The sequence below is a fragment of the Pseudomonas sp. LBUM1645 genome (genome assembly GCF_059716185.1).
The window spans coordinates 189,714-214,881 of sequence record NZ_CP166811.1; the positions used below are offsets into that span (position 1 = coordinate 189,714).

Here is a 25,168-nt window from a genome sequence, read left to right on the forward strand (position 1 = left end):
ATCGGGTAATTCATGAATAAATCAGCAGGCGTGCTTCTTGGAATCGTCGTTGCCATCGGCGCAATCAGCGCCGGCGGTGCCTGGTACACCGGCACCAAACTCGAAGGTGTGCTGAACACCTCGATCGCCGACGCCAACAAAGAGCTGCAAGCCGCGCTGGTCGGTTCCAACGGCACCGCGTCCCTGGAGTTGGTATCGCTGGAGCGCCATGTGTTCAGCAGCACCGCGCATTACCGCCTCAAGGGCGAAGGCGAGATGTTCGGTGAAGCTCCGGTGGAGTTGCTGTTCGTCGATCGCATCGAACACGGTCCGCTGCCGTTTTCGCGCCTGATGTCGTTGAAGTGGTTGCCGGTCCTGGCCACCAGTCACTACGAACTGGAAAGAACGCCGACCACCGAGAAATGGTTCGTCGCTGCCAAGGACAAATCGCCACTCACGGGCGTAGTCAACATCGGTTACGACAATGCCACCAACGGCACCCTGCAATTGCAGCCGCTGGACGTGGCGCTGGACGACAAGTCCAACCTGAAATTCTCCGGGCTGAACCTCGATGTCGCCGCCAGCGCTCAAGCGCAGAAGGTCAAGGCCGACGGTTACATGGACAGCCTGACATTGAGCACGGTGGCTGAAGATCAGACGCCGGTGAAGGTCGAACTGAACGGCCTGACCCTGGCCAGCAACCTGACAAAAAGTACCTACGGCTACTACACCGGCGAGAACACCGTCGAGCTGACCGACAGCAAGACCACCTTCGGCGCCAAGCAGTCGGTCTTGGGTTTCAAGAAATTTGAAATGAAGAACCAGACCGAGGAATCCGGCACCAGCGCTTCGGGGCGTGCCGATTACAAGGTGGGTGAAGTGTCCTTGAACGGCAAGGCTGTCGGGTCTGCGCAGATGGCCATGAGCCTGAAGAACCTCGACATCCCGGCAACAATGTCGCTGATGCAGATTTACCAGACCAAACTGCAACCGTACGAGAGGGCCGCCGCTGAGGCCGTCGCTGCGGGTGAACCGGCGCCAGAGCTGGTCCTGACCCCGGCCGAAGAGGCGCAGGTTAAAACCGGCCTGGAGAAACTGCTGGCCGCCGGCCCGCAGGTCGCGCTGGAAAATCTGTCGTTCAACACCGCCAATGGCGAAAGCCGCGCCAACCTGGTGCTTGACCTGACCAAACCTCAATCCATGGACCTGCCACCGGACCAGTTGACCCAACAGCTGATCGCGCTGCTGGACGTCAACGTGAAAGTGTCCAAGCCAATGCTCGTTGACCTGCTGAGCGTGCAGTCGCAAATCGACGGTCAGACCGACGCCAAGCTCATCGCCGATCAGGCCACCGCCACCGCCGACATGTTTGGCAGCATGGCAGTCGGTACGCAGTTGGCAAAACTGGAAGACAACAACATCGTCGCCAAACTGCACTACGCCAATAATCAGGTGGATTTCAACGGCCAGAAGATGACCGTCGAAGAGTTTGTCGGGTTTGTCATGAGCAAATTCGGCGGGAATGTCACCGTCCAGTAAAACCAGGGCTTACAGACCGACGCCCGGCCTCTGCGCAACGCAGACGCCGGGCGTTTTGCTGTCTGGCTTGTGGCGAGGGAGCTTGCTCCCGCTGGAGGCCAAAGGACTCCCACATCCCGTTAATTCAGGTCGCGAATCAACCGCCATGCCTCGTCCACCGGTAACGGCTGTTTCATCCGTTCGGCGAGCATCGCTATCGCGCGTTCTTCTTCGCAAGCCACCGCGGCGACCGCCAATCCGTCCTTGCCGAACAGGCCGATAAAGGGAGGGTGGTCAGGGTCACCTTTGAACTCGACCTCATCCCAGGTCGCGGCGAGGCCAAGGTAGTCGTAGTTTTTACCGAAGTGCCAGGTCCAGAAATAGGGCACGTCGAGGTAATGCTCGTCGCCGCCGAGCATGTTCATCGCCGCGATCCGTGCCTGTTGCTGTGCCAGGCGCCAATGTTCAATTCGTTGGGGCTGGCCGTTGAGCGGGAAGGTCGCGATATCGCCGGCGGCCCAAAGCCCATCGGTCACGCGCATCCCGCCGTCGACCTTCAGCGACTGGTCTTTTTCCAGGGGAAGGCCGGTAAATGCGCCAGTTGCCGGGCTGACGCCAATACCGACCAACACCAGATCTGCCGGTAAACGTTGACCGTTGTCCAGGCGCACCGCTTCGACTTTGGCTGTTCCTTCGATGTGCGTTGCGTTGCCATCCGTATGAAACACCACGCCGTTGGCCTCGTGCAGGGCACGTATCGATTTGCCGACGGCATCGCCAAACTGTTTGGCAAAAGGCACTGCGTGGCGGGCCAGAACGGTGACGTCCAGACCGTATTGACGCAGGGAGGAAGCGGATTCCATGGCAATAAAACTGTCGCCGATAATCACCGCCCGTTGGCCCGGTTTTGCCGAGCCCAGAATCCGCTGTGCCTGATCCTTCGAACGCAGCACGAACACCTGCGGCAGGTCGGCGCTAGGCAGCGTAAGCGGATTGGGTGTGCCACCGGTGGCGAGCAGGGCAGCGTCGTAGCTCAGCGATTGACCATCAGACAGGTGCAACGTTTTGTTCGCGGCGTCCAGGCTCGTCACTTCAGCGTTTATTCGCTCAATGCGCTGTTCGCGGTAAAAGTTTTCATCACGCAGCGGCGGGACTTCTTCCGGCGGCATCTCCCCGGCAATCACGAATTTGCTTAATACCGTGCGGTCGTAACCGGCGTCTATTTCACGGTCGATCAATAGCACTCGGCCACCGAAGCCCTTTTCGCGCAACGCTGCCGCGCACGCCGTACCTGCCGCACCGGCACCGATGATCACAAACGTTCGCTCGTCGTCCGCCGGAGGAGTGTGGGCGTCGGACATCGGCTGATCATCGACCCAGACCTCGTCATCGCGCACTTCCAGCGGATAGCGTTTGAGGCTGTCCAGGGCCGGCGGTTCGCACAGCGCACCGTCCTCGATCCGATACGCCGCCTTGTGCCAAGGGCAGATCAAGCGTCCGTGGCACAGAGCACCGTCGGCCAGCGGCGCCCCGGCATGGGGGCATTCGCCCTGAAAGGCGCGTAATTGATCGCCCACCCGCAGCAGGACAATTTTCGTGTCTGCGATCTGGACCTCAAGGCCCCTATTTTCGGACACATCGGCGAAACGGGCGACGCGATGCAGTGCCATGATCACTCTCCAGGCAAGCGTTTCACTTAACAGTTTGGCGCTTATCTGGAGGTTCAGCCAATTCCCGCTGCCACCGAATGAACGGTCCGGCTATAGTTTGCACGCCGACGACGGCCCCACCCGCACAAGGTGCTCCGGTATGACCCGATTGACCTCTCTGAACCCTTGGCTGGCGGCCGTTGCAGTCGCCCTTTGCGTGCAATTTCCGGCGCAGGCCCAGGAGCGTTTCACCCTGAACATCCCAGGTGTCACCGACGATCGACTGTTCACCTCGGCTGCCGCCAGCGATGCGCCCAATTGCGGTGGGCACAACCAGTCACCGGCCTTGAATTGGAACGCCGGCCCGGCGGGCACCCTCAGTTACGCCATTGTCATGCACGATCCTGACGGGCAAAAAGGCCAAGGCGTTGATCACTGGGTGCATTACGGCATCAAAGCCACGACGCATCAGATTGCTGCCGGCGTCGGCGCAAAATCCGCCCTTGAAGGCGTCGGTGGCACCAACAGCAAAGGCACCACCGGTTATGTCGGTCCTTGCCCGCCGGTTGGCGACAGCGCGCACCACTACATCATCCAGCTCTATGCCCTGGACCTGGCGCCGGAAGCTTTGCCCGCCGGCCTGACGCGCGCGCAGCTACTGGAAAAAATCAAAGGCCATGTGCTGAAAAACAGCAGTGTGGTGCGGCGTTATCACCGCTGAAATTAATTTCGGCCGATTTAACCCGAACCTGAAGAGGGGCTCGTCTCAGAGGATGAATGGATCAATTTCCTCCTGAGGTCAGCCCCCATGTCCCTCCCTCTGCATTTCCTCCGCCCGGCCGCCCAGGGTTTCGCCGCCGGGTTGCTGCTGGCGATTGCCGGTTGCGGCGTTTCGTCCAAGCCTGATTCCGCCTCGGCTCCGCCACCGGCTCAAGGGGCACTGCCCGCTGAAACATTGGTGCGCAACGAGGCTGTCATGGCGGACACCTCGATGGCCAAGCGCAGCGTGCGTCCGGCGCCGAGCTATGCGCCGATGCCGGCGGGCGAGGCATCTGCGCAGGGATATCGGGATGAGCAGCGGGAGCAGTATCAAGCGCTGGCGGATAACCCGATTCACAGCGTGGCCGAAACGCCCGTCTCAACCTTCAGCGCCGACGTCGACACCGGTGCTTACGCCAACGTCCGCCGCTTGCTCAATCAGGGGCGCCTGCCACCGGAAGGTGCGGTGCGACTGGAGGAGATGGTCAATTACTTCCCCTACGATTACGCATTGCCCACCGATGGCTCGCCCTTCGGCGTGACCACAGAGCTGGCGCCGTCGCCGTGGAGCCCGCATACCCGATTGCTGCGGATCGGCATCAAGGCCTCGGACCGCGCGGTCGCGGAACTGGCCCCGGCGAACCTGGTGTTTCTGGTGGACGTGTCCGGCTCGATGGACCGACGCGAGGGGTTGCCGCTGGTCAAAAGCACCCTAAAATTGCTGGTCGATCAATTGCGCGAACAGGACCGGGTTTCATTGGTCGTCTATGCCGGCGATTCGCGGGTGGTGCTGGAGCCGACGTCCGGACGCGACAAAGCGAAAATTCGTACAGCTATCGATCAATTAACTGCCGGCGGCTCCACCGCTGGGGCGTCCGGTATCGAACTGGCCTATCAGATGGCGCAGCAGGCGTTTATTCCCAAGGGCATCAACCGCATCCTGCTGGCCACCGACGGTGACTTCAACGTCGGCATCAGCGACTTCGACAGCCTCAAGCAAATGGCTGTGGATAAACGCAAGACCGGCGTTTCCCTGACCACATTGGGTTTTGGTGTGGATAACTACAATGAACACCTGATGGAACAGTTGGCCGATGCCGGCGACGGCAATTATGCCTACATCGACAACCTGCGCGAGGCGCGCAAGGTGCTGGTGGATCAGCTCGGTTCGACCCTCGCGGTCGTGGCGAAGAACGTGAAGCTGCAAGTGGAGTTCAACCCGGCACAGGTCAGTGAGTATCGACTGTTGGGGTATGAAAACCGGGCGTTGAAGCGTGAGGATTTCAGTAACGACAAGGTCGATGCCGGCGAAATCGGCGCAGGACATACGGTGACGGCGTTGTATGAAATTGTGCCGAAGGGCGAGAAGGGCTGGCTGGAGCCGCTGCGGTATGGCAATCCTGGGGCCGCTGTTTCCGAAAAGGCTGGGGAATTGGCGATGTTGCGTGTGCGCTATCAGTTGCCTGAGGGTGGGAATAGTCGCTTGATCGAGCGGCCGATCGTCAACGGTCAGGTCGGCAAAGCCAGTGATGACCTGCGTTTTGCAGCGGCCGTCGCGGCGTTTTCCCAGCAACTGAAGGACGGGCGTTATACCGGCGATTTCAGCCTGAAGGACACCGAGGCTTTGGCGCGAGGTGCGCGGGGCGAGGATCGATTTGGTCTGCGTGCAGAGTTCGTGCAATTGGTGGAGTTGGCGCAAAGTCTGCGAACCACGACCGCATCAAATAGTGAGCCGCATAAAGGAGGCTACAACTGAAATGTCTGCTCCTGAATCGAGCGACGAATCGCTGCTGGCCCGTTATCGCGCAGGCGACGGGCCGGCGTTCGAGATTCTGTACGCCCGTCACCGCCAAGGGCTCTACCGATTCCTGCTCGGCCTGAGCGGCAAGTCCGAGCTGGCCGAAGAGGTTTACCAGGAAACCTGGTTGAGCCTGATCCGCAGCACCAGTCAGCCACAAGGCCGGGCGAATTTTCGTACCTGGCTTTACCAGATTGCCCGTAACCGCCTGATCGATCACTGGCGCAAACACGGAATCCACAACCCCTTGCACGACAGCTATGACGAACAGATCCACGCGCTGAGCGATGACACGGCCGATCCCGAACAACTACTAAGCCTGAGCCGCGACAACCAGCGCCTCGAAGCGGCCCTGCAAAACCTGCCCGCTGACCAGCGCGAAGTGTTCCTGCTGCGCGCCCACGGCGAACTCGATTTGCCGCAGATCGCCACCCTCACCGAAACACCGCTGGAAACCGTCAAAAGCCGCTTGCGCTACGCCCAGCAAAAACTGCGTCGGCTGCTGGCCGAGGAGGTACTGACATGACTGACGCCCGTCCTACGCCAGAAGACGAAGTGTTGAAGCACTATCGTGAACACGCGACCGGCGAACCACCGGCCCATCTCGACGCGTTCCTCCTGGCTGCCGCACACCGTGAAGTCCCTGCGCAGAAGCCAGGTCTGTGGAAACGCTGGGTTCAGGCCTGCCAGAAACCCCGTTGGCAGGTCGCATTTGCCAGCCTTGTCGGTGTCGCGCTGATGCTTGCACTGGTGCAACGTACGGAGGAGCAACCGCCGAGTTACGACTTCGCTCCTGCCCCCAAAGCGTCTGCACCGGCCGCCAAAAAAGAAGCACCGTCATCGGTTGCGCGTTCTCTGGCTGCCCCGGCCGGCGCCATGTCCGCCCCCGCGCCTGCGGCGCCAATGGCCGATTTTGCTGCCCCAGCGCAGAGCGAATCGATCAGCGCTGAAATGGCTGACGAAGCGAAGGTCAGTAAACACCCGGCGATAGCTCCGGCAAAGTTTATCGACGATCAATTAAGGGAAGTGATCCGCCTGCAAAAGGCTGGTCAGGCTCAAGCGGCCGCTGACCTGATGGCGACATTGCACAAACGCTTTCCCAAAGAAAATCTCACGGCCAGACTCAAGGATTTGCAGAAAAACTGAGAGGCAGAGCGGTCAGTCATTTGGCATCGACACCCGAAAGCGCGCACTATCGACCCATAGCCGATGCGTTGGAGGTAGCCATGGCGAAAAAAATCGACCGCATCGCCCAAATGCTCAACTGCCCGGTGAAGGGTCAGGAATTACGGCGAGCTGTTACCGAGAGTCGTAAGGAGTTTCTGCTGGCGAAGCAGGCAGAGGAAGCGCTTGAGGAAGACGTTCTTGATGAAGAAGAGGTTGAGGACGAAGAGGATGATGAATACGACGAGTTCGATTGGACGACTGAATGAAAAACCGCATTAAGCCCGTTTCCGACGATGACACGGACTCACAGCTTGATCGGTTACAAGCTTCCGCAATTATTGAAGCCATTGCAGCTAGCCGTAACGATCCACGTCCTAATATTGCTGCCGTAACAGTGTTTGCAGAGATTGATGCGCTCATTGATGCCGTTGACGCAGAGCAAAGCGGCTCGTAGGAGGCTCTACTCTTCAAATTGCGGATCCCGACAATTGTCTAGTCCTGAAATAGGTTTACACCTGTTTCACCCTAACGCTCGATGCATCGCATCGGGCGTTTGTATTTTAAGGACGGTTGTCTCTGCTTTGATTGGCGCGCCAGTGCCCGACTGCAGTTGACGAGAAGTCCTCAACCCATACAATCGCCCTCAACACGGCCTCTATCGGTTGAAGTGCTTCGGTGCTGAGACTGCTTAGGGGTTTTTTATTGCCTAGGATTTTTCCGTCTTACCGGTCGCGTTTCTGTCAGTCTTGGTCACTTCCATCCGTCCAGGCCCAGAAGAATCAGATTCGGGAAGCCATCTTCCAGCTGGGAGCATCAATTGGCCTCCATGCGCTTGGGGTGTGGACAGGGCCGATGAGTCAGGATTCACGGTTGCTTTCTTTTGCGCGGTATCATAATTTCATACCATGAATAACAAACAGCTCAGCACCCTGAAAGCAGTATTCTCAAGGCCGACCCCAGCCGCGCTGGAGTGGGCCCGTATCGAGTCTTTATTCGGTGCCGCTGGCGCCAAGACCATTGAAGGCAATGGGTCCCGGGTGCGCTTTGAGCTGAACGGTGTGGTCGCCACCTTTCACCGACCACACCCGGACAAAGAAGCAAAGCCCTACCAGGTTCGTGATGCTCGGGCTTTCCTTGAACAAGCAGGAGTCACCCCATGAGCGTAATGAATTACAAAGGCTATGCCGCCCGAATTGAATACAGCGAGGAAGATGGCCTGTTTGTCGGCCATATTGCTGGTATCAGAGATATTGTTGGGTTTCATGGCGAGTCAGTACAGGAGCTTCGAGATGCATTTGAAGAGGCCGTCACTGATTATCTGGAGACTTGCGCCAAGCTCGGACGCACGCCGCAGAAGCCCTATTCTGGCCACCTCAGTCTGCGTTTAGCGCCGGCACTCCACGCAACTGTCGCCGTAAAAGCGCAGCTAGCCCACAAGAGTATCAATCAGTGGGTAGCTGACGTTCTTGATCGTGAGGTGCATGCCTGACCACTGCCATTGCACCTTCCTGAAAAGAAGCCAGAAGGTGTAAACCTTATTCAGGACGAAGCAACACCCACAAAAAAGCCCCAGACCCTAAGATCTGAGGCTTTCTCGTTTCTACGTTTGGTGCACCAGGCGGGATTCGAACCCACGACCACTGCCTTCGGAGGGCAGTACTCTATCCAGCTGAGCTACTGGTGCAATGCGGGCGCCATGATACTCATATGCACCGCGGGCGTCCATGCTGCTGAATCGCCTGCGTTTTTCCAAAGCGTAACCTGTGTTTGCTACGTTGATCAGAAAAATTAGGCAAATGCGGCGTTTTCGTTCTTTTTTTCGAACAGGCTATTGTCCTTTACCCCCTTTGATCCTAGGATTCGTTTGAGATTTCAAACGCTCTTGTCTGGGTGCTGAACCGCACGAGTTTCAATCAGTGCGCTATTTATGTGCTTCAGCCCGGTGAATGATTTCCCTGACGGCAGCCTATAAGGCGCCTTTCTACAATCATAATTCGCTCCGCGCTTGCCGCGGTGCTGTTAAGGAAAGCCGACATGCAGCTTAAAGACACCCAGTTGTTCCGCCAGCAAGCCTTTATCGATGGCGCTTGGGTTGATGCGGACAATGGTCAGACGATCAAGGTCAACAACCCGGCAACGGGCGAAATTCTGGGCACCGTGCCGAAAATGGGCGCTGCCGAAACCCGCCGTGCAATCGAAGCCGCTGACAAAGCGCTGCCGGCCTGGCGTGCACTGACCGCCAAGGACCGCGCCAACAAGCTGCGTCGCTGGTTCGAACTGATCATCGAGAACCAGGACGACCTCGCTCGCCTGATGACCCTCGAACAAGGCAAGCCATTGGCCGAAGCCAAGGGCGAAATCGTTTACGCCGCTTCCTTTATCGAGTGGTTCGCTGAAGAAGCCAAGCGCGTTTACGGTGACGTGATTCCGGGTCACCAGCCAGACAAGCGCCTGATCGTGATCAAGCAGCCAATCGGCGTGACCGCTGCAATCACCCCGTGGAACTTCCCGGCCGCGATGATCACCCGTAAAGCCGGCCCGGCCCTGGCCGCCGGTTGCACCATGGTGCTCAAGCCTGCTTCGCAAACTCCGTTTTCCGCATTCGCTTTGGCTGAACTGGCCCAGCGTGCCGGCATTCCAGCCGGTGTGTTCAGCGTGGTGTCCGGCAGCGCCGGCGACATCGGCAGCGAGCTGACCAGCAACCCGATCGTGCGCAAACTGTCCTTCACTGGCTCGACCGAAATCGGTCGTCAGCTGATGGCTGAATGCGCCAAGGACATTAAGAAAGTGTCCCTGGAATTGGGCGGCAACGCGCCGTTCATCGTGTTCGACGACGCGGACCTGGATAAGGCCGTCGAAGGCGCGATCATTTCCAAATACCGCAACAACGGCCAGACCTGCGTCTGCGCCAACCGTCTGTACATTCAGGATTCGGTCTACGACGCATTCGCTGAGAAGCTGAAAGTGGCAGTCGCCAAACTCAAGATCGGTAACGGTCTGGAAGAAGGCACCACCACTGGCCCGCTGATCGACGAAAAAGCCGTGGCCAAGGTTCAAGAGCACATTGCTGACGCAATCAGCAAAGGCGCAACCGTTCTGGCCGGTGGCAAGGTTATGGAAGGCAACTTCTTCGAACCGACCATTCTGACCAACGTGCCGAAGAACGCTGCCGTGGCCAAGGAAGAAACCTTCGGTCCATTGGCTCCGCTGTTCCGCTTCAAAGACGAAGCCGAAGTGATCGCGATGTCCAACGACACCGAGTTCGGTCTGGCTTCGTACTTCTATGCTCGCGACCTGGGTCGTGTGTTCCGTGTGGCTGAAGCCCTGGAATACGGCATGGTCGGCGTCAACACCGGGTTGATCTCCAACGAAGTCGCGCCGTTCGGCGGCATCAAGGCGTCGGGCCTGGGCCGTGAAGGCTCCAAGTACGGCATCGAAGATTACCTGGAAATCAAATACCTCTGCCTGGGCATCTAAGCTCGAAGGGATAAGCCCGGCAAGGCATTGCTTCAAACGCAAAGGGCACGAGAGCGCTGTCCCTTTGCGTGCTTCAAACGGAATTTTCTCTGTGGCCGGGAAAGCTGTGGCAGTCGATCATCGCATGCTGCCGTAGTTGCCTCCCTGCCGCATTTTCCTTGAACCACGCCGCCCGATGAGCGGTGAATGAGGACTTTATGAGCAAGACTAACGCATCCCTGATGAAACGCCGCGAAGCCGCTGTACCACGCGGTGTTGGCCAGATTCACCCGATCTTCGCCGAGTCCGCGAAGAACGCCACCGTGACCGACGTTGAAGGTCGCGAGTTCATCGACTTCGCCGGCGGTATCGCCGTGCTGAACACCGGCCACGTGCACCCGAAAATCATCGCCGCCGTGACCGAGCAGCTGAACAAGCTGACCCACACTTGCTTCCAGGTACTGGCTTACGAACCTTACGTAGAAGTGTGCGAAAAAATCAACGCCAAGGTTCCGGGTGATTTCGACAAGAAAACCCTGCTGGTGACCACCGGTTCCGAAGCCGTGGAAAACTCGATCAAGATCGCCCGTGCCGCCACTGGCCGTGCCGGTGTGATCGCGTTCACCGGCGCTTACCACGGCCGTACCATGATGACCCTGGGCCTGACCGGTAAAGTCGTGCCTTACTCGGCCGGCATGGGCCTGATGCCGGGCGGCATCTTCCGCGCGCTGTACCCGAACGAACTGCACGGTGTGAGCATCGACGATTCGATCGCCAGCATCGAACGCATCTTCAAGAACGACGCCGAGCCGCGTGACATAGCTGCAATCATCATCGAGCCGGTTCAGGGCGAAGGTGGTTTCTACGTCGCGCCTAAAGAGTTCATGAAGCGTCTGCGCGCGCTGTGCGACCAGCACGGCATCCTGCTGATCGCTGACGAAGTACAAACTGGCGCTGGTCGTACCGGCACTTTCTTCGCCATGGAACAGATGGGCGTTGCTGCCGACCTGACCACCTTCGCCAAATCCATCGCTGGCGGCTTCCCGTTGGCCGGTGTTTGCGGCAAGGCTGAATACATGGACGCCATTGCTCCAGGCGGCCTGGGCGGCACTTACGCCGGTAGCCCGATCGCTTGCGCCGCGGCCCTGGCCGTAATGGAAGTGTTCGAAGAAGAGCACCTGCTGGATCGCTGCAAGGCTGTCGGCGAGCGTCTGGTCACTGGCCTGAAAGCCATCCAGGCGAAATACCCGGTGATCGGCGAAGTCCGTGCCCTGGGTGCGATGATCGCGGTAGAGCTGTTCGTTGATGGCGACAGCCACAAGCCGAACGCTCCAGCGGTAGCCGCCGTTGTGGCCAAGGCTCGCGACAAGGGTCTGATCCTGCTGTCCTGCGGCACTTACGGCAACGTTCTGCGCGTCCTGGTACCGCTGACTTCGCCGGACGAGCAACTGGACAAAGGTCTGGCAATCATCGAAGAGTGCTTCTCCGAGCTGTGATCTCCAAGCTCTGATCGATTTGTGAACTGATCGACAAAAAAACCCGCTTCGGCGGGTTTTTTTGTGTCCCCGGAACCCAACGATGGCAAATGCGCTGTATCGAATGGCCGGCATTGACTAAGGTGCAAGCACTACTTTGGAGTGTGTAAATGACTGCTGTGGTGTTACCCGTTGCGCCGCGTGTGCTGATTGCCGAGGCCGACCCCTGGTCCCGCGACCTGCTCCAGCAGGTTTTGTTGAATGTGCGCTGCGACGCGCGGCTGGATCTGTGCGCCGATGGTCAGGAAGCGCTGCACCTGTTGGCGGAAAATCCTTACGACCTGGTGATCGTCGACTGGGAGCTGCCCGGCGTCGATGGTTTGAATGTCTTGCGCAGTGTCCGTCAGCGTAAACGCAACCCGCCGCTGCCATTCATCCTGATGAGCAGTCGCAACGACAGCGCCAGCGTGCGCGAAGTCTTGCCGCTTACGCCTGCGGCGTACCTGACCAAGCCCCTGAACATGGAAAATCTGACCCACCGCCTGCAGGAGTTGCTGCTGAACGCCGGTGAAGAGGTGTCTTGCGAGACGCCATCATTGGCGCCGGGCATCACCTTGTCGGCGTACCTGGAGCGTCGTCGTGAGTCTGCGGACGGTGCACCGCTGATGACTGACGTGCAGTTGGCGGTCAAACGCAGCCTCAACCCCAACGGCCTCGATTTGACTGTGCTGGAGGACGAGATCCGCACCGATCCGCAGGTCACCGCCGTGCTGATCGCGGCCGCCAACAGTGCCGCCCATCACCTGGGTGCCACGGTGCAGACCCTGTCCCAGGCGCTGCACCGCCTTGGCACCGGGCAAAGCATGAACCTGATTCTGGGGCTGGCCCTCAAACGCAGTGCCCGCCTCAGTGACCCGTTTCTGGCCGACTATGCCGAGCGCTATTGGGAGCTGTCGCTGCGCACCGCCGAGTATGGCCGGACCCTGGCGCGCTTGCTGGATCTGGATCAGGAGCGCTGTTATTGCGCCGGTATGCTGCATCGCCTCGGCGACCTGGCGCTGTTGCGGTGTTTGCAGGAATGGAAGCAGTCCGGTGGAGAGCTGGATGAATGGGAGGAGGTCGGCGAGGCGCTGGCCGAATTCGGCGCGGCTTATGGTTCGGCGCTTCGCACTCGCTGGCGCCTGCCGCTGGAGCTGCGAGAGTTGATTGCGGCGGTCTACCAGTTCGGTGGCGGGGTTTACTCCCGCGAAGCGCTGGTGATGAACATGGCCGCCCAATTGGCGCGGCTGACCGAGCATGAGGGCATTGAGGAACTGGCGAAGAGCCGGACGGCGCGGTTGCTCAAGATCGGGTTGCCGGAATTGATGCGTTTGCGCAAAAAATAGGCATCACACAAAACCTGTGGGAGCGAGCTTGCTCGCGATGACGTACTGACATTCAACATTGATGCTGGCTGACAGTCCGCTATCGCGAGCAAGCTCGCTCCCACATTGGATCAGTGTTGGGCCTGGGTTCGGGGTCAGCCGCAGACGATGCGGTTCTTGCCCTGGTGTTTGGCTTGGTACATCGCCGCATCCGCGCGGGCAAACAGGCTGTCGACGCTTTCGTCCTCGGCGGTGAGGCTGGTCAGGCCCTGGCTGACGGTGATGCCGAAGGTCTGGTCGCCATGGCTGAAACTTAAGCGCTGAATCTCCCGTTGCAGGCGCTCGGCCACTTGCATGGCCATGTCTGGCGCACAGCCGGGAAACACTGCTGCGAATTCCTCACCGCCAACTCGCCCGAACACATCACCTCGACGCAACGTCGCGCGACCGCTCTCGGCGATTCGTTGCAGCACGTTGTCGCCTTCCTGGTGGCCGTAGGAATCGTTGATCACTTTGAAGTCATCGATGTCCAGCAGCAGGAATGCCAGCGGCGTGCCTTGGTGCCGTGCCTGTTCGAATTCACGGTGGGCGCATTCGAAGAAGTGTCGGCGGTTGCTACTCTGGGTCAGGACGTCGGTGGTGGCCAAGCGTTGCAGCTCGGTTTCCATCTGCTTCTTGTCAGTAATGTCTTCGGCAATGCCGACGATGATCACCGGTTGCCCCGGCTCGGCCTGACGGTTGATGAAGCACTTGTCACTGAGCCAGCGGACCTGGCCGTCGGCGGCAATGATTCGGTATTCGCGGTCTTCATCGGCGCCTTTGACCAGTACATCGGCCAGGCTGCGTTCGGCATAGTCCAGATCGTCGGGGTAAATGCTGTCGCGCCATTGGTTGTAGTCGGACAGCAACAAGCCAGCGGAGCGGCCGAAAATCCGTTCATAAGCAGGGCTGACATAGAGCACCCGACGGGATTCCCAGTCGAAGGCCCAAAGCACCGCGTTGACGCTCACCAGCAGAGCGCTGAACAGTTGTTCGCGTTCGCTCAGGCGCGCCACTTCGCCTTGTGCATGCATCAGCGCCAGCAGGGTTTGCGCGGCCTCGGGCCACTGCGGGAGGGATGAGTCTTGCAGGCTTTTATTGACCATCGACACAAAATCTCAAAGGGCGTGTGCCGCTCGAGGTTCGAAAGCGACCAATACCAGGGCCCGCCTGGATGGCGAAGTGTCTTTGAGATAGGGGATTTGGAGCTAAGTTCCGAAGGGTGCGCCCACGAACGGAGCGCACCGATCAACGGCGTCAGACGGCGGCGGGGCGCAGGGAGTAGGTTTTCAACTGATCGGCGAAGTCGCGCAGGGATTGAATCCCGCTGGCTTCGGCTTCGTGTACCCAATCCTTGATGGCGGCCAGCATATCGTGACCATTTGAGCTGGTCTTGACCCAGATCTGCTGCAAGGCCAGGCGTTTCTCGTAAATTACCTTCAGCGCCTGACTGTGCTCGAGCATGGTCTGGATGCGAATGTGGTGTTTGTCATCCAGCAGGCTGGTTTCCCGCGAGAGCAGGCGCTTGGCGCGGTGGAACTGGTGACGGACCGAGTGATCGACCTTTTCCAGCTCCTGTTTGACCAGCGGTGCGATCACCAATTTGCGGTACTGGGCCATGATCTGGAAGCGGTTGTTGAGGATCGCCATGGCGGTGTCCATGTCCAGGTTGCCTTTGCCTTCGACCCGATGGGCGATGGGCGCGACCCGCTGAACCTTGGCCAGGCGCAGGAAGCTGAAGACCTGGATCCAGGCCCAGCCGAGATCGAATTCCCACTTCTTCACCGACAGTTTTGCCGAATTAGGGTAGGTGTGATGGTTGTTATGCAGTTCTTCGCCGCCGATCAGGATGCCCCACGGCACCAGATTGGTTGCCGCATCGCGGCATTCGAAGTTGCGGTAGCCGATGGCATGGCCCAGGCCATTGACCACGCCGGCGGCCCAGACCGGGATCCACATCATCTGGATAGCCCAGATGGTGATGCCGATGGTGCCGAACAGCAGCAGGTCGATGACGCCCATGATCGCGACGCCCAGCAGCGGGAAACGGCTGTACAGGTTGCGTTCGATCCAGTCTTCGGGGCAGTTCTTGCCGTAGATGCGCAGGGTCTCGGGGTTTTCCGCCTCGGCACGGTACAGCTCGGCGCCTTTGCGCAGAACGGTGGACAGGCCCTTGATGACCGGGCTGTGCGGGTCATCGACGGTTTCGCATTTGGCGTGGTGCTTGCGGTGGATAGCGGTCCACTCGCGGGTGTTCTGTGCCGTGGTCAGCCACAGCCAGAAGCGGAAGAAATGTTTCAGGCCAGCATTCAGCTCGAGCGAGCGATGGGCTGAATAACGATGCAGATAGACCGTGACGCCGATGATCGTCACGTGGGTCATCAGCAGGGTGACTGCCACCAGTGACCAGGGCGACAAGCCGAGAAAACCTTCGTACCACATAGGCTGTTGGGCCCTCGATAAAGAAATAAACAGCCGTAGCATTATCACTTAGCTCACAGATAAAACCAGTCGCCCTTTCAGATAAGAGTGGCTGGATGTTTCTTTAAACTATAATTCCATCCTTTTTGAAGGGATATGGACAGCCGAATGACTGCCACCTATCGCGATGCTTTGCGTGCAGCACTGCTTTACCTTCTGGTTTCTATAGGTTGGCTGCTGTTCAGCGGCTATTTATTGAACAGTTTCTTCGATAGCTCTGCTGAGCTAATGCAATGGCAACTGATCAACGGTTATGCCTGGGTGGTATTCAGCGCCGGTTTGATTTTTCTCGCCCGGGCGCGATTGTTCCGTTGCCTGGGGGTCGGTGCAAAATTGCGTGAGCGCACTAAAGAGCGCGAGCGTTTGCGTCAGGCGGCCGCGGTGTTCGATTGCACGCGTGAAGGGGTGCTGGTCACCGACAACAAAGGATTGATCGTCCATGTAAACCGGGCCTTCATGGCAATCACCGGCTATCAAAGCGAGGAGGTGATCGGCCAGCGCCCCAGTCTGTTCAAGTCCGGTCATCACCCGCCGGCTTTCTACCAGGCGATGTTCGCGACACTCAACAGCACCGGCGAGTGGAGCGGGGAAATCTGGAATCGCCGCAAAAGTGGCGAAATCTACCCGCAATGGCAGACCATCCGCGTCATTGACGACGAGAGGGGGCGTCGCAGCCATTACGTGGCAGTGTTTTCCGACATAAGCGCAATCAAGAACTCCGAACATGAGCTGACGCACCTGGCTCACTACGATCCGCTGACCGACCTTCCCAACCGCTTGTTGTTCACCGACCGCACCGAGCAGGCCCTGGCTTCGGCGCAGATCCACAAGCGCGGCTGCGCGTTACTGATGATCGATCTTGATCACTTCAAGATGATCAACGACAGCCTCGGGCATAGCATTGGGGACCAGTTGCTCAAGGGTGTGGCCGAGCGCTTGAAAGCGATGGTCGGTCCGGGAATCACGCTGGCGCGCCTCGGCGGTGACGAGTTCGCCGTGCTGGCTGAAAGCTGTCCGCAAATGGTGCACGCGGCGGCGCTGGCTCAGCGGATCATCGATGGCCTCAAAGAGCCGTTCCAGATCGACGGGCATCAGTTGTTCGTCAATATCAGCGTCGGCATCAGCCTGTTCCCCGGCGACGCCTTGAGCGCCGAGCAGCTGTTGCGCAACTCCGACTCGGCGCTGTTCAAGGCCAAGAGTGCCGGCCGCAACGGCTACGCCCTCTATACCGAAGAATTGACCGCCCATGCCCAGCAACGGGTCGAGACTGCATTCGAATTGCGCCGTGCGCTGGAGCAGCAGGAGTTGCGGGTTTATTACCAGCCGGTTCACGACCTCAAGACCAGCCGCCTGATCGGCGTCGAGGCGTTGGTGCGCTGGGAGCACCCGCAGCGAGGGTTGGTGTCGCCGGCAGAATTCATTCCCATTGCCGAGCGCACCGGACTGATCGCCGAAATTGATGCCTGGGTGATGCGTCAGGCGTGTGAGCAGATGTGCCAGTGGCAGCAGGCCGGGGTGGTGTTGTCGTTTGTCGCGGTAAATGTTTCTTCTCGATTGTTCGCTCGCCGTGAGCTGTTTGGGCAGGTGGCGAAGGTGCTGCACGAAACCGGGCTGGATCCTGCCTGTCTGGAGCTGGAAGTCACTGAGAGCGCTGTGATGGATGACCCGGAAGTCGCGCTGGAACAGATGCACAGGTTGCGTGAATTAGGTGTGCGGCTGGCCATCGATGACTTCGGTACAGGCTATTCGTCGTTGCTGCGCCTCAAGCGAATGCCGGTCCAGAAACTCAAGATCGATCAGGGCTTCGTTGCCGGGTTGCCGTGGGATGAGGATGACGCGGCGATTGTGCGTGTGATCATTGCGCTGGCCCAGAGCATGGGAATGCAGGTTCATGCCGAGGGAATCGAGCAGGTCGAGCAGGCGCGTTTCCTGCTCGAACACGGCTGCGATCTGGGGCAGGGCTACTGGTTTGGGCGACCGGTGCCGGCTGCACAGCTCAATTGGGCGCGGACTCCCGTTATCAAATAACACGCGCATCTGTTTTTTGTGGCGAGGGAGCTTGCTCCCGCTGGGTCGCGTAGCGGCCCCAAAATGTCACGTCTGCTGCGCAGCCGAGCGGGAGCAAGCTCCCTCGCCACAGGTTTCGAGGCGACCGTAAAAATCGCTAAACCCTCGCAAACCCTCGTCCTGCCAAATAATTTAATTTGGTTATATAAACATTCTTAAATAGTCTTTTTAAGAATATCCGCGCTTATCTACTATTGGTCTCACGCCGCAAGCAGTCTCGCCACTGCCAGGCAACCTCTAGTTGAAGGAGCAGCACCATGAGCGCATCCCTACGTAGCGTTGACGGCCAGGACGAAGCAACCATTTTGCGTGAGATCCAGAGCGCCTTGCGCGATCTGCGTTTTGGCGCGGTGGAAATCACTGTGCACAACGCCCAAGTGGTCCAGATCGAACGCAAAGAGAAATTCCGGTTGCAGAACCCAAGCAACAAACCGAGCTGAAACAAAGATCAAAAGATCGCAGCCTGCGGCAGCTCCTACGGGGGCTTTGTGTAGGAGCTGCCGAAGGCTGCGATCTTTGACAGGCAACCCCGATTCCAGACCATAAAAAGCCATTACAAACAAAATTCCAGGAGCTTTCACCATGTCGTCGATTCGTCATTTCGCTTTGGCCGCCCTGGCCAGTGCCCTTTTTGCTGGTTCCGCGGTTGCCAAGGATTACGAACTGCTTAACGTGTCGTACGACCCGACTCGCGAGCTGTATCAGGACTACAACGCCGAATTCGTCAAGTTCTGGCAGGCAGACCACGCCGGCGACAGCGTGAAAATCCAGCAGTCCCACGGTGGTTCGGGCAAGCAGGGCCGGGCAGTGATCGACGGTCTGCGTGCTGACGTGGTGACCTTGGCCCTGGCCGGTGACATCGACGAAATCGCCAAACTCGGCAAGACCCTGCCGGCGGATTGGCAGAAGCGTCTGCCGGAAGCGAGCACGCCTTACACCTCGACGATCGTGTTCCTGGTGCGCAAGGGCAACCCTAAAGGCATCAAGGACTGGGGCGACCTGACCAAGAATGGCGTGGAAGTCATCACCCCGAACCCGAAAACCTCCGGCGGCGCACGCTGGAACTTCCTCGCGGCGTGGGCCTATGGCCTGAAAGCCAATGGCGGTAACGAAGCGAAAGCCAAGGAATACGTGCAAACCCTGTTCAAACACGTTCCTGTGCTGGACACCGGTGCTCGCGGTTCGACCATTACCTTCGTCAACAACGGTCAGGGCGACGTGTTGCTGGCCTGGGAAAACGAAGCCTTCCTGGCCCTGAAAGAAGACGGTGGCGCTGACAAGTTCGACATCGTCGTGCCTTCGCTGTCGATCCTCGCCGAACCTCCGGTAGCTGTGGTCGACAAGAACGCCGAGAAAAAGGGCAACACCGAGATCGCCGAAGCGTACCTCAAGCACCTGTACAGCCCGGCCGGCCAGGAAATCGCGGCAAAAAACTTCTATCGTCCACGTGACAAGGATGTTGCCGCCAAGTACGCCAAGCAGTTCCCGACACTGGACCTGGTGACCATCGACAAGGATTTCGGCGGCTGGAAAACCGCTCAACCGAAATTCTTCAACGACGGTGGCGTGTTCGACCAGATTTATCAGGCGCAATAACCTGAAATAAGCCATAAACGAGCCCCGGATTTACGTTCGGGGCTTTGCGCGTTCTCAACCAAGGACTCTTATGTCGCGTCGTATCTCCCCCGTCATACCCGGCTTCGGGCTGACGCTGGGCTACACCTTGGTGTACCTCAGCCTGATTGTGCTCATTCCACTGGCGGCGATGTTCGTGCATGCCGCTCAACTCACCTGGGACCAGTTCTGGGCGATTATCTCGGCGCCACGGGTGCTCGCAGCGTTGAAGCTCAGCTTCGGCACCGCGCTCTATGCCGCGATCATCAACGGCATCATCGGCACGCTGCTGGCCTGGGTGCTGGTGCGCTATACCTTCCCGGGACGCAAAGTCATCGACGCGATGATCGACTTGCCCTTCGCGTTGCCCACTGCGGTGGCCGGTATCGCACTGACTGCGTTGTACACCCCCACTGGCTTGGTGGGTCAGTTCGCAGCGGACCTGGGTTTCAAGATCGCCTACACCCCCCTCGGCATCACCCTTGCCCTCACTTTTGTGACACTTCCATTCGTAGTACGTACCGTACAGCCAGTATTGGCTGATATCCCTCGTGAAGTGGAAGAAGCGGCGGCGTGCCTGGGTGCAAAACCGTTGCAGGTTTTCCGCCATATTCTGGTGCCCGCGCTGCTGCCAGCTTGGCTGACTGGTTTTGCGTTGGCCTTTGCCCGCGGGGTCGGCGAGTACGGTTCGGTGATTTTCATCGCCGGCAACATGCCGATGAAAACCGAGATCCTGCCGCTGCTGATCATGGTCAAACTCGACCAGTACGATTACACCGGCGCCACGTCCATTGGTGTACTGATGCTGGTGGTTTCTTTCGTCTTGTTGCTGCTGATCAACTTGCTGCAGCGGCGCATCGAAACCCCATAAGGAGGCGCGAAAATGTCCCAATCGTCTATTAGCGCCGCTTCCTCGGCCAACGCCGCCCGCCGTGGCAGTGCCACTTCGCGGCGAATCCTGATCAGCCTTGGCTGGCTGGTTTTTGCGCTGTTTCTGTTGCTGCCATTGTTCATCGTGGTGTCCCAGGGGCTGAAAAATGGCCTCGGTGCGTTCTTCACCGCGATTTTCGAACCCGACGCTTTGTCGGCCCTGAAGCTCACGGTGATCGCCGTGCTGATTTCAGTGCCGCTGAACCTGGTGTTCGGCGTCAGCGCCGCGTGGTGCGTGAGTAAATACTCGTTCCGCGGCAAGAGCATGCTGGTGACCCTGATCGACTTGCCGTTTTCGGTGTCGCCGGTGATCGCCGGTCTGGTCTACGTGCTGATGTTCGGCGCTCAGGGCCTGTTTGGTCCGTGGTTGCAGGACCACGACATCCAGATCGTCTTCGCCTTGCCGGGCATCGTGCTGGCGACGATCTTCGTCACCGTGCCGTTCGTGGCACGCGAGCTGATCCCGCTGATGCAGGAACAAGGCACGCAGGAAGAAGAGGCCGCGCGCCTGCTCGGGGCCAATGGCTGGCAGATGTTCTGGCACGTCACCGTTCCCAACATCAAATGGGGCCTGATCTACGGCGTGGTGCTGTGTACGGCGCGGGCCATGGGTGAGTTCGGTGCGGTGTCGGTGGTTTCCGGGCACATTCGCGGGGTGACCAACACCCTGCCGCTGCACGTCGAGATCCTCTACAACGAATACAACCACGTGGCCGCGTTCGCCGTGGCGAGCCTGTTGCTGATCCTGGCGCTCTTCATCCTGCTGCTCAAGCAGTGGAGCGAAAACCGTATTAACCGCCTGCGCGCCAGCGCCGCGGAGGAATAAGTCATGTCGATCGAAGTGCGTAACGTCAGCAAGAATTTTCACGCGTTCAAGGCGCTGGACAACATCAGCCTGGACATTCAAAGCGGCGAACTCGTGGCGCTGCTGGGCCCGTCCGGCTGCGGCAAGACCACCCTGCTGCGGATCATCGCCGGTCTGGAAACCCCGGATAAGGGCAACATCGTGTTCCACGGTGAAGACGTCTCCGGCCATGACGTGCGTGATCGCAACGTCGGTTTCGTGTTCCAGCACTACGCGCTGTTCCGCCACATGACCGTGTTCGACAACGTCGCGTTCGGCCTGCGCATGAAGCCGAAAAACCAGCGCCCGAGCGAAAGCCAGATCGCGGTGAAAGTCCACGAACTGCTGAACATGGTGCAACTGGATTGGCTGTCGGATCGCTACCCGGAACAACTCTCCGGTGGTCAGCGTCAGCGTATTGCCTTGGCTCGTGCCTTGGCGGTTGAACCGAAAGTCCTGCTGCTCGACGAACCCTTCGGCGCCCTCGACGCCAAGGTCCGTAAAGAACTGCGTCGCTGGTTGGCGCGGCTGCACGAAGACATCAACCTGACCTCGGTGTTCGTGACTCACGACCAGGAAGAAGCGATGGAAGTCGCCGACCGCATCGTGGTGATGAACAAGGGCGTGATCGAGCAGATCGGCTCACCGGGCGACGTCTACGAAAACCCGGCCAGCGATTTCGTTTATCACTTCCTGGGTGACTCGAACCGGTTGCATCTGGGGGAAGACAACCATGTGCTGTTCCGTCCTCACGAAGTGTCGCTGTCGCGTCATGAGCTGGAGGATCACCACGCGGCCGAGGTGCGGGATATTCGTCCGTTGGGCGCGACGACACGGGTGACGCTGAAGGTCGAAGGCCAGAGCGAATTGATCGAAGCTGAAGTGGTGAAAGATCACGACAGCCTGATCGGGTTGGCGAAGGGCGAGACGCTGTTCTTCAAGCCGAAGGTCTGGCAGAAAGTCGCCAACATCTAAAGCAAAAGCTTCGCGAGCAAGCCCGCTCCCACAGTGATTTGCGTCGTTCACAAATCCCCTGTGGGAGCGAGCTTGCTCGCGATGGCGTCTTATGCCGCAGCGCGATTCGGATTGATTCGCACACCCCCAGCCCGCGCCTCGATCTGCTCTTTCAGGTCATGCCGCAACCCAACCAAAAACGCCAACTCAACCACCACAAACAACGGCCCGACAATCAACCCCGTCACATCATCGACAAACGCCGGTTTGCGTCCTTCGTAGTGATGACCGACAAATTGAATCGCCCAACCCACCACAAACATCCCGATGCCGCTCGCAAGCCAGACCAGCGTGCTTTGCTGCGCGAGTACATGACCCAGCCAGATGCAAAGGCCCAGCAACACCGTCATCAGCACACCCAGCCGTAACTCCAATCGCAGATAAAACCACGCCGAAGCCAGCGCCAAAAGCACTGCCGGTGATACCCAAACCCCGGCCAGCGACCACTCGGGCCGTGACAGCAGCACCGCAACGGCGACGACAATCAGCGGAATACCGATAAAGTGGGTGGCAATATTGCGCGGGTCACGGTGGTAGGCGGCGTATTGACTGAGATGGTCGACGAGGCTTTTCATTGTTGTTCCTCCTGTTGGGTGATGGATCATGTCCCGGGTCCACATTTCGCTCTGTCAGGCAGGCGACAATCTCCAGGAGTTTTCATGGACATGCAGGTTTGGCGTTCGCGGCTGGATAACGGGCAGTGGTTCAGCCATTTACCTGTTTCCTTACAGGATAGTCTGCTGGCCGCGGCCAGGGTGCGGCGGTTGTCGCCAGGCCAGCGGCTGTTCAAGCGCGGCGATCCACCGTGCGGGCTGTACGCGGTGCTCGAAGGTTCGGTGCGGATCGGCGCAGTGAGCGAGCAGGGCAAGGAGGCGTTGCTGAGCCTGGTGGAGTCGCCTCACTGGTTCGGCGAAATCTGTCTGTTTGATGGTCAGCCGCGCACTCATGATGCGTTCGGTCTGGGTCATTGCGTCCTGTTGCACATCTCGCAAACCGTGCTGCTGACGTTGCTTGATCAACAACCGGCGTACTGGCGGCAACTGGCATTGCTGATGAGCCAGAAACTGCGCCTGACCTTCATCAATCTCGAACAACTGAGCCTCATGCCAACCGCCGCTCGACTGGCTCATCGCTTGCTGATGATCGCCGAGGGTTACGGCGAAATCGACCCGCCGCGACGGGTGTTGCAACTACCCCAGGAACAATTGGCGTCGATGCTGTCGCTGTCGCGCCAGACCACCAACCAGATTCTCAAGGACTTGCAGGGGCAGGGGATTGTGAATCTCAAGTACGGCGAGATCGAAATTCTGGATGCGCAACGATTGCGGATGTTGGCAATTATCTAAAACCCGGCGTTAGTGGTGGGCTTTGGACGCGAAGGCGCCTAGCCTGTGATGACGACAATCGAGGTGTGCCATGCGTGTGCTGTTAGTGGAAGACGAACCTGAGACCGCCAAACTCCTGGCTAAAGGTCTGAGCGAGGCAAGTTACTCAGTCGATGTGGCGGTCAACGGTATGGACGGCCGTCGTTTCATCGAGTCTGGCGAATACGAGCTGATCATCCTCGACGTGATGCTCCCGGGGCTCAATGGCTGGCAGTTGCTGCAGCAGATCCGCAAGCTCGGTGATACGCCGGTGCTGTTCCTGACCACCAAGGACGGCATCGAGGATCGCCTGCGCGATCTGGAGTTGCATGAGGATGATTACTTGCTCAAGCCGTTTGCTGTGAGTGAACTGGTGAAGCGAGTGCGCAAGTTGTTGCGGCGGGATCGGGGGCGCTGAGGCGTTTCTGTAGTGTCTGGTCTGGCCTCATCGCGAGCAAGCTCGCTCCCACATTTGATCTCCAGCGGATACGAAAATCGGTGAACACCACAGAACCCATGTGGGAGCGAGCTTGCTCGCGATGTGGCCGGACGAAGCAACACACCTCCCGGATCTGTCACCGCAACCCATCCCGAAACTGCCCCGGTGTCATCCCGGTCCAGCGCTTGAATGCGCGGCTGAAGCTGCTCGTGTCCGCAAATCCCAGCAGGTAGCTGATCTCGCTCAATGAGCATTGCGGATCGCGCAGGTGCAGCAGCGCCAGATTCTCGCGGCTTTCGTTGAGCAACGTATCGAACCGGCAACCCTCGTCCGCCAAGTGCCGTTGCAGGCTGCGCAAACTCAGGTGCAGGGCCTGGGCGATGTGTTCGGCGCTGGGCTCGCCTTCCGGCAATTGCTCCTCAATGGCGTCGCGAACCTTGCGTTCCCAGGTCAGGGGTTTGAGTTGGGCGAGGGTGCGTTTGAGCACGGCTTCGTTGTGCTCGGCCAGTTCCGGGTTGGCGTCGTCCAGGTGGCTGTCGAAGTCCACGACGGCGAATTCCAGTCGGTCTTCATCGGCGGCGAAGTACACCGGTGAGCGGAAGACTTTGTGCCATTGATGCGGGTCCGCCGGTTCCGGGCGGCGCAGGTACACCGCCAGCGGCGCGTAATCGCGGCCCAGACGATTGCGGCAGGTGCGTACGTAAATTGCCGTGAAAGCATCGATGGCTTCGAAGGCCGGGGCCGGATTGCCAGGCGGGATTTTCAGGCGGAAGCGGTAGCGGTCCTCGGCGCGGGTCAGTTCCAAGTCCAGGGCATCGCTGACCACCTGGTGATAACGCACGATGCGCTCGAACACTTCTCGCAGACTGCCGCTGGCGACCAGCGCATAACCGAGTGCGTGAAACGTGGTGGGGCTGACGAAGCGCGATACCCGCAAACCAATAGCCGGATCACCGCTGACCTGCACCGCGATTTCCCACAGGCGCGTGGTGCCGGACAACGGGTAACGGGCGTTCGGGTCGTCCATCAGTTGCGGGTCGAGCCCCGCCTGTTGGCACAGGGCGGTGCTGTCGAGGCCCAGGGCATCGAGTTGCTTGCGCAGGGCGCGGGTCCAGCTGGCGAGGGAGGTCGGTTCAGTCATGCTGATTGGCGCTTCCGGTCAACAGGTTGGCGTTCACGGCTACCGCTTTGCGAGGGTTCACAAGGCAGGA

The 25,168-nt window shown here is 59.1% G+C and carries 25 protein-coding genes and 1 tRNA gene; 20 read left to right on the forward strand and 6 right to left on the reverse strand.

Features of this window, described 5'->3' with window-relative positions:
* Positions 1–12 precede the first annotated feature (12 nt).
* Positions 13–1,518 (forward strand): YdgA family protein, encoded by a 1,506-nt coding sequence (locus tag ACA079_RS00795; RefSeq protein ID WP_497702266.1) that lies wholly within the window; start codon positions 13–15, stop codon positions 1,516–1,518.
* Between the two features lie 119 nt (positions 1,519–1,637).
* Here ACA079_RS00795 and ACA079_RS00800 read toward each other — a convergent pair whose 3' ends face one another.
* Entirely contained in the window at positions 1,638–3,167 is a 1,530-nt protein-coding gene (locus ACA079_RS00800) for an FAD-dependent oxidoreductase (RefSeq protein WP_497702267.1), read from the reverse strand.
* 139 nt (positions 3,168–3,306) lie between these two features.
* Here ACA079_RS00800 and ACA079_RS00805 point away from each other — a divergent pair, with 139 nt between their 5' ends.
* The 8 genes from ACA079_RS00805 (at position 3,307) to ACA079_RS00840 (ending at position 8,359) form a co-directional block, all read left to right on the forward strand.
* Positions 3,307–3,867, forward strand: coding sequence for a YbhB/YbcL family Raf kinase inhibitor-like protein (locus ACA079_RS00805; RefSeq protein WP_129439513.1), 561 nt, complete (start codon positions 3,307–3,309; stop codon positions 3,865–3,867).
* Between the two features lie 87 nt (positions 3,868–3,954).
* Entirely contained in the window at positions 3,955–5,661 is a 1,707-nt protein-coding gene (locus ACA079_RS00810; protein WP_497702268.1) for a vWA domain-containing protein, read from the forward strand.
* Between the two features lies 1 nt (position 5,662).
* Positions 5,663–6,229, forward strand: coding sequence for an RNA polymerase sigma factor (locus ACA079_RS00815; protein WP_497702269.1), 567 nt, complete (start codon positions 5,663–5,665; stop codon positions 6,227–6,229).
* Positions 6,226–6,849 (forward strand): hypothetical protein, encoded by a 624-nt coding sequence (locus ACA079_RS00820; protein ID WP_497702270.1) that lies wholly within the window; start codon positions 6,226–6,228, stop codon positions 6,847–6,849. The genes ACA079_RS00815 and ACA079_RS00820 overlap by 4 nt, the downstream gene beginning before the upstream one ends.
* 20 nt (positions 6,850–6,869) lie before the next feature.
* A complete protein-coding gene (locus ACA079_RS00825) occupies positions 6,870–7,136 on the forward strand; it encodes a hypothetical protein (protein ID WP_497702271.1) in 267 nt (88 codons plus the stop codon).
* The gene (locus ACA079_RS00830; protein ID WP_497702272.1) at positions 7,133–7,324 is read left to right on the forward strand and encodes a hypothetical protein; all 192 of its coding nucleotides are present in this window, start codon (positions 7,133–7,135) and stop codon (positions 7,322–7,324) included. The genes ACA079_RS00825 and ACA079_RS00830 overlap by 4 nt, the downstream gene beginning before the upstream one ends.
* A gap of 451 nt (positions 7,325–7,775) precedes the next feature.
* Positions 7,776–8,030: a type II toxin-antitoxin system HicA family toxin gene (locus ACA079_RS00835; protein WP_046047280.1), complete on the forward strand. Its 255-nt coding sequence runs from the start codon at positions 7,776–7,778 to the stop codon at positions 8,028–8,030.
* Positions 8,027–8,359, forward strand: a complete 333-nt coding sequence (locus ACA079_RS00840; protein ID WP_056746376.1) for a type II toxin-antitoxin system HicB family antitoxin — start codon at positions 8,027–8,029, stop codon at positions 8,357–8,359. The genes ACA079_RS00835 and ACA079_RS00840 overlap by 4 nt, the downstream gene beginning before the upstream one ends.
* A 118-nt stretch (positions 8,360–8,477) precedes the next feature.
* On the opposite strand, the gene ACA079_RS00845 is transcribed toward ACA079_RS00840, so the two are convergent.
* Positions 8,478–8,554: transfer RNA gene (locus tag ACA079_RS00845), tRNA-Arg, on the reverse strand.
* Positions 8,555–8,904: 350 nt separating this feature from the next.
* Here ACA079_RS00845 and gabD point away from each other — a divergent pair.
* From gabD to ACA079_RS00860, 3 genes are all read left to right on the forward strand, one after another.
* On the forward strand, positions 8,905–10,347 hold the full coding sequence (gene gabD, locus ACA079_RS00850) for an NADP-dependent succinate-semialdehyde dehydrogenase (protein WP_008148203.1): 1,443 nt from the start codon (positions 8,905–8,907) through the stop codon (positions 10,345–10,347).
* A 197-nt stretch (positions 10,348–10,544) separates the two neighbouring features.
* Complete coding sequence (gabT, locus tag ACA079_RS00855) at positions 10,545–11,822, forward strand: 4-aminobutyrate--2-oxoglutarate transaminase (RefSeq protein ID WP_008148205.1); 1,278 nt, start codon at positions 10,545–10,547, stop codon at positions 11,820–11,822.
* Between the two features lie 149 nt (positions 11,823–11,971).
* Positions 11,972–13,186, forward strand: a complete 1,215-nt coding sequence (locus tag ACA079_RS00860; protein ID WP_497702273.1) for an HDOD domain-containing protein — start codon at positions 11,972–11,974, stop codon at positions 13,184–13,186.
* Between the two features lie 134 nt (positions 13,187–13,320).
* On the opposite strand, the gene ACA079_RS00865 is transcribed toward ACA079_RS00860, so the two are convergent.
* Together ACA079_RS00865 and desA are read right to left on the reverse strand one after the other, a co-directional pair.
* Entirely contained in the window at positions 13,321–14,310 is a 990-nt protein-coding gene (locus ACA079_RS00865) for a GGDEF domain-containing protein (RefSeq protein WP_497702274.1), read from the reverse strand.
* Between the two features lie 151 nt (positions 14,311–14,461).
* Positions 14,462–15,646 (reverse strand): delta-9 fatty acid desaturase DesA, encoded by a 1,185-nt coding sequence (gene desA, locus ACA079_RS00870; protein WP_056745676.1) that lies wholly within the window; start codon positions 15,644–15,646, stop codon positions 14,462–14,464.
* A gap of 147 nt (positions 15,647–15,793) precedes the next feature.
* On the opposite strand from desA, the gene dibA reads away from it, so the two are divergent.
* The 6 genes from dibA (at position 15,794) to ACA079_RS00900 (ending at position 22,115) form a co-directional block, all read left to right on the forward strand.
* A complete protein-coding gene (gene dibA / locus ACA079_RS00875) occupies positions 15,794–17,713 on the forward strand; it encodes a phosphodiesterase DibA (RefSeq protein ID WP_497702275.1) in 1,920 nt (639 codons plus the stop codon).
* Positions 17,714–18,009: 296 nt separating this feature from the next.
* The gene (oscA, locus tag ACA079_RS00880) at positions 18,010–18,192 is read left to right on the forward strand and encodes a sulfur starvation response protein OscA (protein ID WP_007945260.1); all 183 of its coding nucleotides are present in this window, start codon (positions 18,010–18,012) and stop codon (positions 18,190–18,192) included.
* Positions 18,193–18,334: 142 nt separating this feature from the next.
* Complete coding sequence (locus tag ACA079_RS00885) at positions 18,335–19,348, forward strand: sulfate ABC transporter substrate-binding protein (protein ID WP_497702276.1); 1,014 nt, start codon at positions 18,335–18,337, stop codon at positions 19,346–19,348.
* 70 nt (positions 19,349–19,418) lie between these two features.
* A complete protein-coding gene (cysT, locus tag ACA079_RS00890; RefSeq protein WP_033058556.1) occupies positions 19,419–20,237 on the forward strand; it encodes a sulfate ABC transporter permease subunit CysT in 819 nt (272 codons plus the stop codon).
* Positions 20,238–20,249: 12 nt separating this feature from the next.
* Positions 20,250–21,122 carry a sulfate ABC transporter permease subunit CysW gene (gene cysW, locus ACA079_RS00895; protein ID WP_046047287.1) on the forward strand — a complete coding sequence of 291 codons (873 nt, stop codon included), beginning with the start codon at positions 20,250–20,252 and terminating at the stop codon, positions 21,120–21,122.
* 3 nt (positions 21,123–21,125) lie between these two features.
* On the forward strand, positions 21,126–22,115 hold the full coding sequence (locus ACA079_RS00900; protein WP_134419292.1) for a sulfate/molybdate ABC transporter ATP-binding protein: 990 nt from the start codon (positions 21,126–21,128) through the stop codon (positions 22,113–22,115).
* 89 nt (positions 22,116–22,204) lie between these two features.
* Here ACA079_RS00900 and ACA079_RS00905 read toward each other — a convergent pair whose 3' ends face one another.
* Positions 22,205–22,729, reverse strand: a complete 525-nt coding sequence (locus ACA079_RS00905; protein ID WP_497702277.1) for an Mpo1 family 2-hydroxy fatty acid dioxygenase — start codon at positions 22,727–22,729, stop codon at positions 22,205–22,207.
* 84 nt (positions 22,730–22,813) lie between these two features.
* On the opposite strand from ACA079_RS00905, the gene ACA079_RS00910 reads away from it, so the two are divergent.
* Both ACA079_RS00910 and ACA079_RS00915 read left to right on the forward strand, forming a co-directional pair.
* Positions 22,814–23,500, forward strand: coding sequence for a Crp/Fnr family transcriptional regulator (locus ACA079_RS00910; RefSeq protein ID WP_497702278.1), 687 nt, complete (start codon positions 22,814–22,816; stop codon positions 23,498–23,500).
* A gap of 70 nt (positions 23,501–23,570) precedes the next feature.
* Positions 23,571–23,936 carry a response regulator gene (locus ACA079_RS00915; RefSeq protein WP_223432435.1) on the forward strand — a complete coding sequence of 122 codons (366 nt, stop codon included), beginning with the start codon at positions 23,571–23,573 and terminating at the stop codon, positions 23,934–23,936.
* A gap of 157 nt (positions 23,937–24,093) precedes the next feature.
* On the opposite strand, the gene ACA079_RS00920 is transcribed toward ACA079_RS00915, so the two are convergent.
* Positions 24,094–25,098, reverse strand: coding sequence for an AraC family transcriptional regulator (locus tag ACA079_RS00920; protein WP_033058545.1), 1,005 nt, complete (start codon positions 25,096–25,098; stop codon positions 24,094–24,096).
* Positions 25,099–25,168: the final 70 nt, after the last annotated feature.